Origin of the sequence: Streptomyces sp. 142MFCol3.1, from assembly GCF_000424945.1 — a bacterium.
Lineage (GTDB): Bacteria > Actinomycetota > Actinomycetes > Streptomycetales > Streptomycetaceae > Streptomyces > Streptomyces siamensis.
Genome location: NZ_AUKV01000033.1, coordinates 36,446 through 52,263, shown reverse-complemented (window position 1 = coordinate 52,263; position 15,818 = coordinate 36,446). Strand labels below are relative to the sequence as shown.

Here is a 15,818-nt window from a genome sequence, read left to right as displayed (position 1 = left end):
GCTGGGGCGGTCACTGAAAGAGCTCCTGCTGAACGGTCGTGAGGGGTGCGGGAGTTGGCGCGGGGAGGACCTCGGTCGACTTCTCTGCGCTGGCCCTCTTGCGGAGGATTTCGGCGCGTTTGGTCTTGCGGGCGGGTTTAGTGGCGTCACGCTCGGCGGCAATACGGGCCAGGAGGATGGCGGCAGACTCATCGGCAGAATCTTGCGGGGCAAGGGTTCCGCTAAATGCACTCCGCAAAATCGCCGACCGCAGCCCGTCGGAGCGCTTCATTGCCACGCGGGCAGCACGCTGCGGGCGCGCCAACGCTCCTCCCCAGTCACGCAATACCTTCAATGCCGCGCGCTGCTCAGCTTGCGACGGAACCGGGATCGGCATCAGCGCCATCTTGGCGCTATTGACGTTCGCCTGACCGACTTGCTGACTCACAACAGATGCGATGTACCGACGCCCGAAGTTGCTGTTCACGACCGTGTTGACCCATTCTGGCTCGATACCTTCAGCAAAGCGGCATCGGATCAAGTAGGAGGCGTACACCGCTACCCCCATCGCCTCGCGATAGACGGCGGATTTACCCACCAGCTCGGCACTGTTCGTCCGGTTAAAGAGGAGGTCTCCGTCCCGGAGCGCCGTCTTTTCGATGTCGGGATGTTCCGCCGGAAGGTACTTAAGGTCCTCCAAGTCCAATCGGCCGCCTTGAATGTTCCCCATTCTGATAACAGGGATATCGTCCGCGCTCTCCTTGGGGGCAGTCTTCGCGGAAGTTCCGTACTGTATATCTACACATAGCGAGCCCAGGGTGCGCCAACGCCAACCAGTAGGTAGTTCATGCACCCAGAGAGCATCAGGGTCACGAACTTGCGCCCAGCGCTTCTTCCCAGCCACACGCGCAACCTGCGCATCCACCAAGGAAAGAAGCTCGTCAGCGTTCTCTGCCTCCTGCACGGTCAGGCGGCGTCCGCCAACAACAGCGCTAGTCAGCTGCTTCTCCAGAGCAAGCCCACGCAGTCGCACCTGCTCCAACAAGGCATTTCCCGCGTCGAGACGGGAGAGCTGCTCTTCGAGGGCCTCGACGATGCGGCACTGTTCGGCAAGTGGAGGAACAGAAACACTAACAGCCTCAAATTCTCCGCGCGTAACATGCACCATTCCGGAACCTTGAGTGCGCGCCTTAACCTCCTGCAACTTGTACTGCAAGAGGTAGCGAAAGAATCGCCGATCGACGTAAGGATCCACTTTGAAGATGTGCTGATTCAACGCTCCTGCCGGCCCCGCCCACTCGTACACGCCCAGCGTGGCAGCCCAGGAAAGTAGCAGGTCTCCACTTTCCACAAGGTGACGATCTTCCAGATCGCCGTCGTAATAGTTAAACGCACTGTTCGAGCCAGTAAGGTTCTGAATGCGAATGATTGGCCGCCCAGACTTAGACCATTCACTCTTTCGAAACCCTCGACCATTCACGTATTCTGCAAGCTCCCCCAGCGTCGAGGTGGCCCACCCCTCCGGCAACCCGCCCATTCCCTCGCTCAAGCCAATTCCCGATTCAGCTCGTCCAACAGATCCAGCGCCTGATTCCTGCCACCGAAGGCGTTCGCGAAGCCTGGGCCGCCGCCCTTTTCAGAGAACGGCATGTGGCCGAAGTCCTCGCGTTCCATGCCCAGATCGACCACGATCGCGTCCTTGATCCGGTCTAGCCACCACAGCTGGTCATCTGTGAATTCCGCACCCACCTGGCTCTGCCGCAGCAGCCAGCCCTCGAAGCGCTCCTCGACCACCGTACGGTACGGGCGAAGCTGGTCGTCCGCGCCGAGCGTGTAGCGGACGAGATTCATCAGGTCCCCCAGGCCAGCCGTCTTCGACAGTGATTCGGCCGCCTCGCCTACCAGCGCGTAGTGGTCCCAGATGACCTTCGGGGTCCAGTTCCGCTTGGTCGCCTTGATGGCGGCCATCAGTTCCTTCAGGTGGGCCCGCGCCTCTTGCGGCCGGACCCGCGATCCGCTGCCGAGGATCACCTGGAGGGCGATCGCCTCCGCCGCCGCCTCGTCGCGCTTGCGGCTATCCAGGAGCTGGCGCCATTCCGCCAGCTCCTTCGCCGCCCGCTCCTCCCTCGGGACCTCGTTCATCTTCAGCGTGACCTCGGTCGTCGCGTCGTACGTGAGGTCGTGCTGCTGCTTGATGCCGATGATCAGCTTCCGCAGTTCCGGGTGGGTGGTCAGGGTCTCGACCGAGTCGTGGACCAGCCGCCGCGCGTGGTCCGCGCCGCCCTCCCGGTATGCCCGGTCCTGGGTGTCGACGTCCACCGCGTCGGTGATCTTTCGGACCATGTCCGCGAGTGGCACCCCGCCCGACGCCTGCTCGATCCGCTCCCGCTCCTCCTTGGTGAGCTTGCGGTCGAGCCGGGCCAGCCGGCGCCCGAGCGTCTCGGCCTGCTCGGCCGTCAGCGAGCGGCTGCCCGCCTTGTCCATCAGCTTGGTCAGGCTGAGACTGCCGCCGTCCGGCGGCAGCATCGGGCGGGTGTCGACCAGCGGCGAGGCAGTGACGCCCACCGCATCGACCAAGACGAAACGGTCCTTAGCGAGGTCGGTGGCCGGGTCCGGGGTGATCGCCTTCAGCTCGTTGGCGTCGATCGTGCGGGCGCCGCGTCCCTTCATCTGTTCGAAGAGGACGGGGCTACGCACGGCCCGCAGGAATATCACGCACTCCAGGGCCTTGACGTCCGTACCCGTGGCGATCATGTCGACAGTGACGGCGACCCGCAGCAACGGCGAGTTCCGCAGGTCGTTGACGAGCTGCTCGGGGTCGTCGCCTTTGTCTCGGGAGCGGTAAGTGATCTTCTTGGCAAAGGCGTCTCCGCGCCCGAAGACCTCCTTGACCTGCTTGAGTACTTCGTCCGCGTGGTCGTCAGTCGCCGCGAACACCAGCGTCTTGGGCAGTTCGGTCCGGCCCGGGAACCAGCGCTGCCAGTTGTTCTTGTACGCGGTGAGGACGGCCCGGATCTCGTCCTCGGCGATCACTGTGCGGCCGATCTGACCGACCGTGTACGTGAAGTCCTCGTCCAGCTCCTCGTAACGCTGGGCGCGGGTCTTGCGGTCACGGATACGGACCGTCGTCCCCTTGTCGATCTTCGCGCCGCCGTCCTCCCGTATCGAGGAGTCCATGGTGACCACGTCGAAGTCGACGTTCACGCCGTCGGCGACGGCCTGTTCGTAGGTGTACTCGGAGACCATGTTGCCGTCGAAGAAGCCCTTGGTCTGCCGGGTAGGGGTAGCGGTGAGACCGACCAGGTGGGCGTCGAAGTAGTCCAGGACACCGCGCCACAGGCCGTAGATGGAGCGGTGGCACTCATCGATAACGATCAAGTCGAAGGACTCGATCGGGACGGCCGGGTTGTACTCAACGGTGACCGGGCGGTCGGTCATGTAGTTCTCGTCCAGAGTGGAGGAGTCCTCGCGGTCCTCTGCCTCGGCGGTGTCCTCCAGCGGCTCGCCCTTGAGGAGCGCGTACATGCGCTGGATGGTGGAGACGACGACGGAGGACGTCTCCTGGAGACCGGACCGGCCGAGCGAGTCGACGTTGTAGAGGTCAGTGAACTTACGGTTCTCGTCCGGTGTCTTGTAGCGGTCGAACTCGGCCTTGGCCTGGCGGCCGAGGTTGTTGCGGTCGACGAGGAAGAGGATGCGGCGCGCACGCGCGTGCTTGAGCAGCCGGTACGACTCGGTGACCGCCGTGTAGGTCTTGCCTGCGCCGGTGGCCATCTGGATCAGTGCGCGCGGCTTGTCCTGGGCGAGTGATCCCTCCAGGCCGACGACCGCCTCTTCCTGGGCCGTACGCAGGTCGTGCGACTCCAGGACCGGCAGTGCGGTGCGCAGGGCGGCCCGGAAGGTGGGGGTGTCCGGGTGCTCGGTGGCGCGCTTCATCCAGGCCGCGAAGGACTCAGGGCGGTGGAAGGCGAAGACCGGGCGGGAGCGGGCGTGCGGGTCGAGGCGGTTGAGGAAGAACGTCTCGGCGCCGGTAGTGGCGTAGCGGAAGGCGAACGGTTCCTGCTCACGCCAGACCGCCATGGAGTGTTCCTTGAGAACGCCGCCCGCATACCGCTCGTTCTGCGCGAGGGCGCCGGCCAGGGCGGTGCCCTCGCGCTTGGCCTCGATGACGCCGACGATCATGCCGTCGACGTAGAGGACGTAATCGGCGCGACCGGTGGCCAGGCTGAACTCTCGGACCGCGACGCCTTGGGAGGCGAGTGGGTTGAGGTCGCTACGGTGCTGGACCGTCCAGCCAGCCTGAGCGAGCATCTCGTCGATACGGACGCGGGCCTGCACCTCGTTGAGCGGTTCGGGCCGCTGGGCGCGCTCAACGATCGCCTCACGAGCATTGACGGTGACCGACCGGGGCTTGCGGCGCTCCTGGTCGTAACGGTCCTGGTAGGCGCGCCGGAGCCGCTCGATCTCATCCCGGTGGCGGGCCACCTCCGCCTCGGACTCGGCACGGGCCCGCTCAGCCGCCTCAGTCAGCCTCTCGGCCTCCTCCCGGCCACGCCGCTCGGCCTCCAGCCGGTCACCGACCTCACTGAGGCGGGTTCGGGACTCGGCGAGGGTGCGCTGGTAGTGATCGAGCGCCTCGCGGAGCTCGGCCAACTCGGCGGATCCGCCCGCGACCTCGCTCGGCAGCTGGGGCGGCACGAACGCGGCAATCTCCCGTACGTTGTCGATCGCGCGAGAGAAGAACTGGCCGAGCTGGAAACAGAGTTCGACGGCCTTGAGGGCCTTGCTGGTGTCGAAGAGGTGATTGTGCGCGGCGTCGTTGCGCCCACGGCGGAGCGTGTCGAAGGCATCTCTGGTGCGGCCGGGGAGCAGGCCGGCGCGCTGGAGTCCAGCCAGCCGGTCGATCTGCCGGGTTCCCTCGACGCGCACCCCGGCCCGCTGCACCAGCTCCGCGGCGAGCAACTCGCCGAACTGGCCGGAGGCAACGTACGAGACGTTGGGGTTAGTGAAGACGGACTGCTCGGCCTGCGCGCCGTAGATGGCCAACAGGGGCTGCATCGCGTAGAGCCGCCCGAAGTTGGGCGACTTCCGAGCCGCTGCCTTCAGCTGCTCCGGGACTTGCTCACGACGCCGTGCCTGCCCGCTCATACGCTGCCGCTCCTCGAACCAGGCCGCATCCGGCCCTCACCTGTGACAAGACCTCTCAGCCTATGTCCAACCAAGCGCTCCGCTCTGGCAAATGAATCGAACGCGACAAGATCGACGGCCCCCACAGCCGCCCACCCTCAAGGATTCCAGTGCGTTCGGAATGATCCACGCAGCCGCGCAATGTCAGCACGGGACAGCAACCCGGGGGTGACCACAGGTGGCGACAGGTGGTCCGATCCGGCCCTCAGGGGCAACATCCAGCACCAAAGCACCGTCCAACCTGTGATGGAGACGCAAGAGGGGCCTGTCTCGAATTGACAGACCCCTCTTGACCTGCGACGTTACAGAACGTGAATTTAGTTGAAACTTCAATTAAACATTGAAGCGGAACTCCACCACGTCGCCGTCCTGCATGATGTAGTCCTTGCCCTCCATGCGGGCCTTGCCCTTGGCGCGGGCCTCGGCGACCGAGCCGGTCTCGACGAGGTCGTCGAAGGAGATGACCTCGGCCTTGATGAAGCCCTTCTGGAAGTCGGTGTGGATGACACCGGCGGCCTCGGGGGCGGTGGCGCCCTTCTTGATGGTCCAGGCCCGGGACTCCTTGGGGCCGGCCGTCAGGTAGGTCTGGAGGCCGAGGGTGTTGAAGCCCACCCGGGCGAGGGTCGTGAGACCCGGCTCCTCCGCGCCCACGGACTCCAGCAGCTCCATGGCGTCCTCCTCGTCGAGCTCGGCGAGGTCCGCCTCCAGCTTGGCGTTGAGGAAGATCGCCTCGGCGGGGGCGACCAGAGTGCGCTGCTCGGCCTTGAAGTCCTCGTCGATGAGCTCTTCCTCGTCCACGTTGAAGACGTAGAGGAACGGCTTGGTGGTGAGCAGGTGCAGCTCGTGCAGCAGCTCTTCGTTGCCGGAGCCCTGGACGATACCCGCGGAGAACAGCGTGTCGCCCTTCTCCAGGATCTCCTTCGCCGCTTCGACGGCCGCGACCTTGGGGGCGACGTCCTTCTTGATGCGCGACTCCTTCTGGAGGCGCGGCAGGACCTTCTCGATCGTCTGGAGGTCCGCGAGGATCAGCTCGGTGTTGATCGTCTCGATGTCGCCCCTGGGCGAGACCTTGCCGTCGACGTGGACGACGTTCTCGTCCTTGAAGGCGCGGATGACCTGGCAGATCGCGTCCGACTCGCGGATGTGCGCGAGGAACTTGTTGCCCAGGCCCTCGCCCTCGGAGGCGCCGCGCACGATGCCCGCGATGTCGACGAAGTCGACGGTCGCCGGGAGGACACGCTGCGAGCCGAAGATCTCGGCCAACTTCGTGAGCCGGGTGTCCGGGACGCCGACCACGCCCACGTTGGGCTCGATCGTGGCGAACGGGTAGTTGGCCGCGAGCACGTCGTTCTTGGTCAGGGCGTTGAACAGGGTCGACTTGCCGACATTGGGCAGACCGACGATTCCGATCGTGAGCGACACGTTGCGACTTCCCGTACGTGAGGATGGTGTGGAGTGCGGACCGGGCAGCTGGCCCCGGCCCTTCCTGGCTGACATGACCGACGTGGCGATGCGCGGGCCGATCCACCAGTCTACGGCGTGCCGGGGGCCCGGACCGGCGACGTATCGAACGCTTGGCCAAGCTCTTCTCATCGGCGTGTCTGTGAGGCCATTCGGCACATAAACCGACCTAAGTTGGTCCAGTGGAGCAACACAGGACGCGTCCCCCTCAGTACAGACCGCGGCGCGGCATGCCCGTTCCGGCGCAGACGGGACGTGGCGGGGCCGGCGCGGTCCGGCGGACCGCGCCCGTGGTGCGACGGCCCCCGCCGCCCCGGCCTCCCGCGGCGCGGCGCATGCCGAACCCCCGGCTCACGGGGCTGGGCAGCGGGCTGTTCTGCAGCGTGACGATGTTCGCGCTGGCCTGCCTCGACCAGTTGCTGTTCGGGGCGTCGATGGTGGTGTACGGGGTGCTGTTCCTGCCGGTGTGCGCGCTGACCGCGGTGTGGGTGCGGCGGGGGGACCTGGCGACGGCGCCCGTCGTCGTCCCCATCGCCTTCACCTTCGGGCTGCTGCCCGTCGCCGACGACAGTGGGGGCGGGCTCGGGGGCCGGTTCATGGGCCTGATCACCGCGCTCGCCCTCCAGGCGGGCTGGCTGTACGGGGGGACGCTGGTCGCGGGTCTGATCGTGACCGTCCGCAAGGTGCGGCTGATGAGCCGCCGTGCGGCGCAGCGGCGGGCGGCCCGCCGCGCCGTCTGACCCCGCGCCCGGGCGCATGCCACATCCGGCTTCTCCGCCCGCTGTGAGCCCGGGCGCACATCCGCTCGGGGTTCCTCACCGCCGTCGGCGACCCGAAGCCGGTCGCACGATCGGTCCGAGTCCGCCACCGCCCGCCGTGAACCCGTCGCACGCTCGCCCGTCCTCCGGGCGCCCGCCCCGGCCCGTCGTCGGCCCGGTCCGGCCGACGACGGGTGTCAGCCCCCGGCCTTCGCCGCCCGCATAGCCGCCCCGACGATTCCCGCGTTGTTCTGCAGCTGCGCCGGGACGAGCTCCGCCTTGATCCCCTCGATCAGGTGCAGGAACTTGTCCGCCTTGCGGCTGACGCCGCCGCCGATGATGAAGAGCTCCGGGGAGAACAGCATCTCCACGTGGGCGAGGTACTTCTGCACGCGGTGCGCCCACCGCTCCCAGGAGAGGTCCTGGTCCTCCTTGACCTTGGTGGAGGCCCGCTTCTCCGCTTCGTGGCCGCCCAGCTCCAGGTGGCCCAGCTCGGTGTTCGGGACGAGGTCGCCGTCGATGAAGAGGGCACTGCCGATGCCCGTGCCGAAGGTGAGGAGGATGACCGTGCCCTGGCGGTCGCGCCCGGCGCCGAACTGCATCTCGGCCACGCCGGCCGCATCCGCGTCGTTCAGCACGGTCACCGGGAGACCGCCCAGCCGTTCGCCCAGGAGGGCCCGCGCGTCGGTGTCGATCCAGCCCTTGTCGACATTGGCCGCCGTACGGATGGTGGCACCGCCGGTGACCACGCCGGGGAACGTGATGCCGACGGGGCCCGACCAGCCGAAGTGGCCGACGACCTCCTTCACGCCGTCGGCCACCGCGTCCGGTGTCGCCGGATGCGGGGTCAGCACCTTGTAGCGCTCCTGCGCCAGGTCCCCGCGGTCAAGGTCCACAGGGGCGCCCTTGATCCCGGATCCGCCAATGTCCACGCCGAAGATCTGCATGGCTCTACGTTACGTCGTACGACGAACAGTCACTCTGCGGAGGGGCCGGTGCCCGTGCGCCGCTCCACCAGGGCCGCCGCCTCCGCGCGCAGGTCGCGGCGCAGTTCCTTCGGCAGCGAGAAGGTGATGGACTCCTCGGCGGCCTTGACGATCTCCACGTCCTCGAAGCCGCGCTGCGACAGCCGCTCCAGGACCTGCTCGACCAGGATCTCCGGGACGGACGCGCCCGAGGTGACACCGACCGTGGTCACGCCGTCCAGCCAGGCCTCGTCGATCTCGTCGGCGAAGTCCACGAGGTACGCGTCGCGCGCGCCCGCGAGCTTGGCGACCTCGACGAGCCGCTTGGAGTTGGAGGAGTTCCGGGAGCCGACGACGATCACGAGGTCGGCTTCCGCGCCCATCTGCTTCACGGCCAGCTGGCGGTTCTGCGTGGCGTAGCAGATGTCGTCGCTGGGCGGGGAGATGAGCTGCGGGAACTTCTCCTTGAGCGCGTCGACCGTCTCCATGGTCTCGTCGACCGACAGTGTGGTCTGGGACAGCCAGACGACCTTGGACGGGTCACGGACCTCGACCTTGGCGACGTCCTCGGGGCCGTCGACGAGGGTGATGTGGTCGGGCGCCTCACCGGAGGTGCCGATGACCTCCTCGTGGCCCTCGTGCCCGATGAGGAGGATGTCGAAGTCCTCGCCCGCGAACCGGACCGCTTCCTTGTGCACCTTGGTGACGAGGGGGCAGGTCGCGTCGATCGTGGCGAGCCTGCCGGCCGCGGCCTCCTCGTGGACCACGGGGGCGACGCCGTGCGCCGAGAACATGACGATGGACCCCTCGGGGACCTCCGCCGTCCGCTCGACGAAGATCGCGCCCTTCTTCTCCAGGGTCTGCACGACGTACTTGTTGTGGACGATCTCGTGGCGGACGTAGATCGGGGCCCCGTACTGCTCCAGGGCCTTCTCGACGGCGATCACGGCGCGGTCCACGCCCGCGCAGTAGCCCCGGGGGGCGGCGAGCAGGACACGGCGGCCAGGCGAAGCAGACATGCCCCCCATCGTAAGGCCGCGTCCGGCGGGTCGGAGATCGCCTCCTTGGAGAGACTGGTGGGGAACCTGGAGGGGTGGGACAGGCGCGACCCTCGGGAGAGACGATGTCCGACACGCGGACCGCCGCGGACGCCGCCGGCGCCGAGCAGGGACTGCGGCGCAGCCTCGGATTCCGCGATCTGGTGGTCTACGGACTGCTGTTCATCGCGCCGATGGCGCCGGTCGGTGTCTTCGGAACCCTCGACGCCACGTCGCACGGCGCCGTCGCGCTGGTCTACGTCGTCGCCACGGTCGCCATGGCGTTCACCGCGTTCAGCTACGCCCAGATGGTGCGTGTGGTCCCCCAGGCGGGGTCGGTGTTCGCCTACGCGCGCGCGGGGCTCGGCAGGAGCGCGGGGTTCGTCGCCGGGTGGATGGTGATGCTCGACTATCTGCTCATCCCCGCGGTGGCCTACCTCTTCTCCGGGATCGCGATGAACGCCCTGGTCCCGGAGGTCTCCCGGTGGGTGTGGACGGCACTGGCCGTGGTCGTGACCACGGCGCTGAACCTGCGGGGGGTGCGGACGGCCGCCCGGGTCGGGTTCGTGGTCCTCACGATGGAGATCGTGGTCCTGCTCGTGTTCGTCGTCTCCGCGGTGGTGGTGCTCGGGCGGGACGGGGCCCACCGCGGCTGGCTCTCCCCGCTGTCCGGTGACGGTGCGCAGGGGGCGTTCGCGTTGTCGGCGGTCGTCGGTGCCGTCTCGGTCGCGGTCCTGTCGTACCTGGGCTTCGACGCGATCGCCACGTTCGCCGAGGAGGTCACGGGCGGCTCGGAGAAGGTGGCCCGCGCGGTGCTGTTCTGCCTCGCTCTGGCGGGCGTGCTGTTCGTCGCCCAGACGTATCTGGTCGCGCTGCTGGAGCCGCTGTCGTCCGCGCAGCTGGCCGCCGATCCCGGGAAACAGGGTTCGGCCTTCTACGACGCCGTGGACTCCTCGGTCGGTGCGTGGCTGCACGACGTGGTGGCCGTGAGCAAGGCGATCGGTGCGGCTTTCGCGGCGCTCGCGGGGCAGGCCGCGGCCGGCCGGCTCCTCTTCGCGATGGCCCGCGACCGGCGGCTGCCGCGGGTCCTCGCCCGGACGGACTCCGGTGGGCCGCGGCCGGCCCTGCTGTGCGCGGCGGTCATCACGCTGGTCGCCGCGGTCTGGGCGGCGCGGCACGACGACGGCCTGGACAAGCTGGTGTCCGTGGTGGACATCGGCGCGCTGACCGCGTTCACGCTGCTGCACGCGAGCGTGGTGGGCTGGTTCGCGGTACGCCGCCGGGGCGGGCCCGTGGTGTGGTGGCGGCATGTCCTCGTGCCCGTCGTCGGCGCGGCCGTCACCGTCGCGGTGATCGTCGAGGCGTCGGGGACGGCGCAGGTGGTGGGGGCGGTCTGGCTGGGGGTGGGGCTGGTCGTCCTGCTCGTGCAGCGGGGGCGCGCGGAGCCGGGGGGTCCCGTCGCACCGGGCACGCTCCGGAGGGCCGCGGACGGTTCGCCGCCTCGGCCGTGACGGCCCGGCTCGAGCCTCGGCCGACGGCTCTGCTCCTGCCAGGTGGGCGCGGTGTGCCGTCCCTGCGGAGGGCACCCTGGCCACCGCCCGCTTCGCCGCGGCCGTCGAGGAACTCGGCCTTAAGCCCAAGCACGTCGGGCTGCTCACCGTGCTCAGCGGCGGCGCGCCCGTCTCACAGCAGGAGGTCGCACGGACGATGGGGGTCGTGCCGAGCCGCGTGGTGACGCTCGCCGGCCGGCTCGAAGGCGTGGCCGCCATCGAGCGCGTACGCGTTCCCGACGACCGGCGGCGGCACCGGCTCGGGCTGACGGAGCGCGGCCGCACCCTGCTCGCCGAGTGCACGGCACGCGCGCGTGCCGTCGACGACGAGCTGACCGCGGGCCTGAGCGAGGCGGAACGGACCGCGCCGGCCCACGCGATGGGCGTACCGGCCAGGGAGGCCGGGCTGCCCTGGACGCCCACGAGGGCGGGCGCTGTCGGTGGCGGCCGTTACGCTCGGGCGCATGGCTCTCAACACGTCCGCGGACGCCCCACTGCCCGTCGGAGAGGTGTCGCGGCTCATCGGGGGATGGATCGACCGGCTCGGCGCCGTGTGGGTCGAGGGACAGATCACCCAGTTGTCGCGGCGCCCGGGTGCGGGCGTCGTGTTCCTCACCCTGCGCGACCCGTCGCACGACATCTCGGTGAGCGTGACCTGTTACCGCCAGGTGTTCGACGCCGTCGCCGACGTGGTGAGCGAGGGCGCCCGTGTGGTGGTCCACTCGAAGCCGGAGTGGTACGCGCCGCGCGGGCAGCTGTCGCTGCGGGCCGCCGAGATAAGGCCGGTGGGCGTGGGCGAACTCCTCGCCCGGCTGGAGCAGTTGAAGAAGTCCCTGGCCGGCGACGGGCTGTTCGCGCCCGAGCGCAAGAAGCCGCTGCCCTTCCTGCCGCAGCTCGTCGGGCTGGTGTGCGGGCGCGCGTCCGCTGCCGAGCGCGACGTCCTGGAGAACGCGCGGCACCGCTGGCCCGCCGTCCGCTTCGAGGTCCGCAACGTCGCCGTGCAGGGCGTCCACGCGGTGCCGCAGGTGGTGCAGGCCGTGAAGGACCTCGACGCCCTCGACGACGTCGACGTGATCATCGTGGCGCGCGGCGGCGGCAGCGTGGAGGACCTGCTGCCGTTCTCCGACGAGCAGCTCGTCCGGGCGGTCGCGGCGTGCCGGACGCCCGTCGTGTCGGCGATCGGGCACGAACCCGACACCCCTCTCCTCGACTATGTGGCCGACCTGCGCGCGTCGACCCCGACGGACGCCGCCAAGAAGGTCGTGCCGGACGTCGGCGAGGAGTACGAACGGGTGCGGTTCCTGCGGGACCGGGCGCGGCGCTGTGTGGCGTCCTTCATCGATCGCGAGGAGCGCGGCCTGTCGCACGCGCTGGCCCGGCCGTCGATAGAGGACCCGCACCGGATGGTCGACGAGCGGGCGGACCATGTCGCCTCCCTGCTGGACCGCGGGCGGCGCACCCTCGGCCACCTCCTCGACCGCGCCGACTCCGAGCTGACGCACACGCACGCACGCGTGGTGGCCCTCTCCCCCGCCGCGACCCTCCAGCGCGGGTACGCGGTGCTGCAGAAGGCCGACGGTCACGTGGTGCGTGACCCGGAGGAGGTCACGGGGGACGAGACGCTGCGGGCGCGGGTCGCCGAGGGTGAATTCACGGTTCGAGTCGATGCATAGGGTGGGCGCATGACCAGCAAGGTGGACGAGGCGCTCGGGTACGAGCAGGCGCGGGACGAGCTCATCGAGGTCGTACGCCGCCTGGAGGCCGGCGGTACGACCCTGGAGGAGTCCCTCGCCCTGTGGGAGCGGGGCGAGGAACTGGCGAAGGTGTGCCGGCGCTGGCTCGAGGGCGCACGGGCGCGGCTGGACGCGGCACTGGCCGAGGAGCAGGCGGAAGAGGAGGACGCCACCGACTCCGAGTGATCGACGCCGCCGGCTCCTCGGGGTCCGTCGGCGTCCGGTCACCGACGATGCCGGTCGCCGCGCCGTGACCGTCACGGCCGGCGCGTCACCGCGTGCACGGCCGGCGCGCTTCGCCGCCACGACCGGCGCCGCGTCACTGTCATGGCCGGAGCCCTGCCAGCCTCGCGGCCGGCCCCTCGTCGTCCCGATCGGCGCCCTGTCTCCGTGGCGGCCGGCGCCCCTCGTCGTCGCGGTCGGCGCCCTGTCTCCGTGGCGGCCGGCACCCTTTTTCCCCGGTGGTCGGCGCCCTGTCACCGCCTCACCGCCCAGGTCAGGCGGTGTTTCATCACTCCATGACGTGTGAAGCGGATCACCACGCCCCACTTTTGGTTGAATGTTAAACCTCCAAGTCCTACTGTCGGTGCTGCAAGAAGATCCCCCCGGATCGACCGCACGTACCGAGAAGGTTTCGATGTCCCTCGTTCTTGACCCCACCGCACAGGACCTGCTGTTCCGCGAGGCCCGTACCGCGAACACGTTCACCGACGAGCCGGTGACCGACGAGCAGGTGCAGGCGATCTACGACCTGGTCAAGTACGGCCCGACCGCCTTCAACCAGTCGCCGCTGCGCATCACTCTGGTCCGCTCCCCCGAGGCTCGCGAGCGCCTCGTGCGGCACCTCGCCGAGGGCAACCAGGCGAAGACCTCCGCCGCCCCGCTGGTCGCGATCCTCTCCGCGGACAACGAGTTCCACGAGGAGCTGCCGACCCTCTTCCCGCACTTCCCGGCCGCCAAGGACGTCTTCTACTCCGAGCGCCCGGCCCGTGAGGGAGCCGCCGCGCTGAACGCCGCCCTCCAGGCCGCGTACTTCATCATCGGCGTCCGCGCCGCCGGCCTCGCCGCCGGCCCGATGACCGGCTTCGACTTCGCCGGCGTCCGGAAGGAGTTCCTGGACGACGACCACACCCCGCTGATGATCGTCAACATCGGCCGGCCGGGCGAGGACGCCTGGTTCCCGCGCTCCCCGCGCCTGGAGCTCGACCAGGTCGTCACGACCGTCTGATCCCGCACGTCGGCGCGTACACCGACCCCGTACGCGCACGAGAAGGGCCCCCGGCAGTCGCCGGGGGCCCTTCTGCCGTCTTCGGTGCCACGGCGCGCGGACACGGGGCTCAGGAGGTGGCGAGCGACTGCGCCATCTTCGTCAGCCGGTCGAAGGACGCCGTCCCGGTCACCACGGTCGTCGAGCCCTTGCTCCTGAGGACGAGCGCGTCGTAGTGGCCGCCCTCGTAGCGCTCCCAGGTCCGGTCGCCGATGCGCTGGGTGGCCTTGGTCCGCTCGGCGCCCTGGCTGGCCGTCTCGATGAACACGGCGGGCTTCTGAGTGGACTGCTCTACCGCCACGTACTGACCGTCGGGATCGTGGAAGCCCAGGTGCCAGGCGTCGAACTCGGAGCCGTCGTACCGCACCGACGTCGCCTTCCACGTCCGGGGCAGGCCCTCGGGCGCCGCCACGGGATAGCTCGCCGCACGGCGAGCCGTCAGCAGCTCGACACGGTAGTCGACACGCTTGAGAGGAGGCTCGGAGTCGTCGTGCGGGATGAAGATGTAGATGATGCCCGCCATGAGCCCGATGAGGCCCAGGGAGATGAGCATGTCCCGGACCGACTGCTTGCCTTTCATACCTGCCACGTACCTATCGTCGCAGGTGCCCTGGCCTGCTCATCCGTGGGGCCCCCTGCTCATTTTGTCTGCCTGACGATAGAGTCGGGGCACACCCTCATCCGGCCGTCGTCGTATCAGAAAGGTGCGCTCCGATGACCGAGCATCATCTGCCGTCCGAACTCGAGGTCCCTTCCGAGGCCCCGGACCGAAACCTCGCCCTGGAACTGGTCCGGGTCACCGAGGCCGCCGCCATGGCCGCGGGCCGCTGGGTCGGCCGCGGCGACAAGAACGGCGCCGACGGCGCCGCCGTCCGGGCCATGCGGACCCTCGTCTCCACCGTCTCGATGAACGGCGTCGTCGTCATCGGTGAGGGGGAGAAGGACGAGGCCCCGATGCTCTTCAACGGGGAGCGCGTCGGCGACGGGACCGGCCCCGAGTGCGACATCGCCGTCGACCCGATCGACGGGACCACGCTCACCGCCAAGGGCATGACCAACGCGATCGCGGTACTCGCCGCCGCCGACCGCGGCACCATGTTCGACCCGTCCGCGGTCTTCTACATGGACAAGCTGGTGACCGGCCCCGAGGCCGCCGACTTCGTCGACATCAACGCGCCCGTCTCGGTGAACATCCGGCGGGTCGCCAAGGCCAAGCGGGTCACGCCCGAGGACGTCACGGTCGTCATCCTCGACCGTCCGCGCCACGAGGGGATCATCAAGGAGATCCGGGAGACCGGCGCCCGCATCAAGCTGATCTCCGACGGCGATGTCGCCGGCTCGATCCTGGCCCTGCGCGAGGGCACCGGCATCGACCTGCTGCTCGGCATCGGCGGCACGCCCGAGGGCATCATCTCGGCCTGTGCGGTCAAGTGCCTGGGCGGCACCATCCAGGGCAAGCTGTGGCCCAAGGACGAGGAAGAGCGCCAGCGGGCCGTCGACGCAGGGCACGACCTGGACCGCGTGCTGACCACCGGTGACCTGGTCTCCGGCGAGAACGTGTTCTTCGTCGCGACCGGCATCACCGACGGCGAGCTGCTGCGCGGGGTGCGCTACCGCTCCGAGACGGCGACGACCGAGTCGATCGTCATGCGCTCCAAGTCCGGCACCGTCCGCCAGATCAACTCCGAGCACCGACTGAGCAAGCTGCGCGCGTACAGCGCGATCGACTTCGACCGGGCCAAGTGAGCGCCACCGTATGAGCGGCGCCGGGTGACCGGCGCCGCCCCGGTGCTCCGACCAGCCGTACAAACGCGAGCAGGCGGTCGTACGGACAGCGGTGAAGGCGGGTCCGCGGGCCCGCCTGAAGCGGTCGTACCGACA

Annotated in this window: 12 protein-coding genes and 1 pseudogene; 7 read left to right on the top strand and 6 right to left on the bottom strand. The window is 69.0% G+C overall.

The window, feature by feature from the left end:
* Positions 1-10 precede the first annotated feature (10 nt).
* The 3 genes from H305_RS51470 to ychF all read right to left on the bottom strand — a co-directional run bounded on the left by H305_RS51470 (position 11) and on the right by ychF (position 6,588).
* Entirely contained in the window at positions 11-1,528 is a 1,518-nt protein-coding gene (locus tag H305_RS51470; protein ID WP_158690637.1) for a restriction endonuclease subunit S, read from the bottom strand.
* Positions 1,525-5,127 carry a DEAD/DEAH box helicase family protein gene (locus tag H305_RS0135685; protein WP_028804664.1) on the bottom strand — a complete coding sequence of 1,201 codons (3,603 nt, stop codon included), beginning with the start codon at positions 5,125-5,127 and terminating at the stop codon, positions 1,525-1,527. Before H305_RS0135685 ends, H305_RS51470 begins: the two co-directional genes overlap by 4 nt.
* Positions 5,128-5,499: 372 nt before the next feature.
* Positions 5,500-6,588 carry a redox-regulated ATPase YchF gene (gene ychF / locus H305_RS0135680; protein ID WP_028804663.1) on the bottom strand — a complete coding sequence of 363 codons (1,089 nt, stop codon included), beginning with the start codon at positions 6,586-6,588 and terminating at the stop codon, positions 5,500-5,502.
* Positions 6,589-6,962: 374 nt separating this feature from the next.
* Here ychF and H305_RS48025 point away from each other — a divergent pair, with 374 nt between their 5' ends.
* Complete coding sequence (locus H305_RS48025) at positions 6,963-7,367, top strand: DUF6542 domain-containing protein (RefSeq protein ID WP_037766388.1); 405 nt, start codon at positions 6,963-6,965, stop codon at positions 7,365-7,367.
* A 215-nt stretch (positions 7,368-7,582) separates the two neighbouring features.
* Here H305_RS48025 and ppgK read toward each other — a convergent pair whose 3' ends face one another.
* On the bottom strand, positions 7,583-8,332 hold the full coding sequence (ppgK, locus tag H305_RS0135670; protein ID WP_028804662.1) for a polyphosphate--glucose phosphotransferase: 750 nt from the start codon (positions 8,330-8,332) through the stop codon (positions 7,583-7,585).
* A 29-nt stretch (positions 8,333-8,361) separates the two neighbouring features.
* Entirely contained in the window at positions 8,362-9,378 is a 1,017-nt protein-coding gene (locus H305_RS0135665; RefSeq protein WP_028804661.1) for a 4-hydroxy-3-methylbut-2-enyl diphosphate reductase, read from the bottom strand.
* A gap of 95 nt (positions 9,379-9,473) precedes the next feature.
* Between H305_RS0135665 and H305_RS48020 the strand changes: the two genes are divergently transcribed.
* From H305_RS48020 to H305_RS0135640, 5 genes and pseudogenes are all read left to right on the top strand, one after another.
* Positions 9,474-10,898, top strand: a complete 1,425-nt coding sequence (locus H305_RS48020) for an APC family permease (protein ID WP_051371310.1) — start codon at positions 9,474-9,476, stop codon at positions 10,896-10,898.
* 148 nt (positions 10,899-11,046) lie between these two features.
* Positions 11,047-11,130: pseudogene (locus H305_RS56505) on the top strand (hypothetical protein); the annotation flags it as partial.
* 271 nt (positions 11,131-11,401) lie between these two features.
* Positions 11,402-12,610: an exodeoxyribonuclease VII large subunit gene (gene xseA / locus H305_RS0135650; protein ID WP_028804659.1), complete on the top strand. Its 1,209-nt coding sequence runs from the start codon at positions 11,402-11,404 to the stop codon at positions 12,608-12,610.
* A gap of 9 nt (positions 12,611-12,619) precedes the next feature.
* Positions 12,620-12,856 carry an exodeoxyribonuclease VII small subunit gene (locus H305_RS0135645; protein WP_028804658.1) on the top strand — a complete coding sequence of 79 codons (237 nt, stop codon included), beginning with the start codon at positions 12,620-12,622 and terminating at the stop codon, positions 12,854-12,856.
* Between the two features lie 451 nt (positions 12,857-13,307).
* Positions 13,308-13,898, top strand: a complete 591-nt coding sequence (locus tag H305_RS0135640; protein ID WP_028804657.1) for a malonic semialdehyde reductase — start codon at positions 13,308-13,310, stop codon at positions 13,896-13,898.
* A gap of 109 nt (positions 13,899-14,007) precedes the next feature.
* On the opposite strand, the gene H305_RS0135635 is transcribed toward H305_RS0135640, so the two are convergent.
* Complete coding sequence (locus H305_RS0135635) at positions 14,008-14,526, bottom strand: DUF4245 domain-containing protein (RefSeq protein WP_028804656.1); 519 nt, start codon at positions 14,524-14,526, stop codon at positions 14,008-14,010.
* A gap of 125 nt (positions 14,527-14,651) precedes the next feature.
* Between H305_RS0135635 and glpX the strand changes: the two genes are divergently transcribed.
* Positions 14,652-15,683, top strand: a complete 1,032-nt coding sequence (gene glpX / locus H305_RS0135630) for a class II fructose-bisphosphatase (RefSeq protein ID WP_028804655.1) — start codon at positions 14,652-14,654, stop codon at positions 15,681-15,683.
* Positions 15,684-15,818 lie beyond the last annotated feature (135 nt).

Coding starts and splice junctions, on each gene's coding strand:
- H305_RS0135685 (WP_028804664.1), bottom strand. CDS start 5,127: ATGAGCGGGCAGGCACGGCGTCGTGAGCAAGTCCCGGAGCAGCTGAAG.
- H305_RS48025 (WP_037766388.1), top strand. CDS start 6,963: ATGCCGAACCCCCGGCTCACGGGGCTGGGCAGCGGGCTGTTCTGCAGC.
- ppgK (WP_028804662.1), bottom strand. CDS start 8,332: ATGCAGATCTTCGGCGTGGACATTGGCGGATCCGGGATCAAGGGCGCC.
- H305_RS0135665 (WP_028804661.1), bottom strand. CDS start 9,378: ATGGGGGGCATGTCTGCTTCGCCTGGCCGCCGTGTCCTGCTCGCCGCC.
- H305_RS48020 (WP_051371310.1), top strand. CDS start 9,474: ATGTCCGACACGCGGACCGCCGCGGACGCCGCCGGCGCCGAGCAGGGA.
- xseA (WP_028804659.1), top strand. CDS start 11,402: ATGGCTCTCAACACGTCCGCGGACGCCCCACTGCCCGTCGGAGAGGTG.
- H305_RS0135645 (WP_028804658.1), top strand. CDS start 12,620: ATGACCAGCAAGGTGGACGAGGCGCTCGGGTACGAGCAGGCGCGGGAC.
- H305_RS0135640 (WP_028804657.1), top strand. CDS start 13,308: ATGTCCCTCGTTCTTGACCCCACCGCACAGGACCTGCTGTTCCGCGAG.
- glpX (WP_028804655.1), top strand. CDS start 14,652: ATGACCGAGCATCATCTGCCGTCCGAACTCGAGGTCCCTTCCGAGGCC.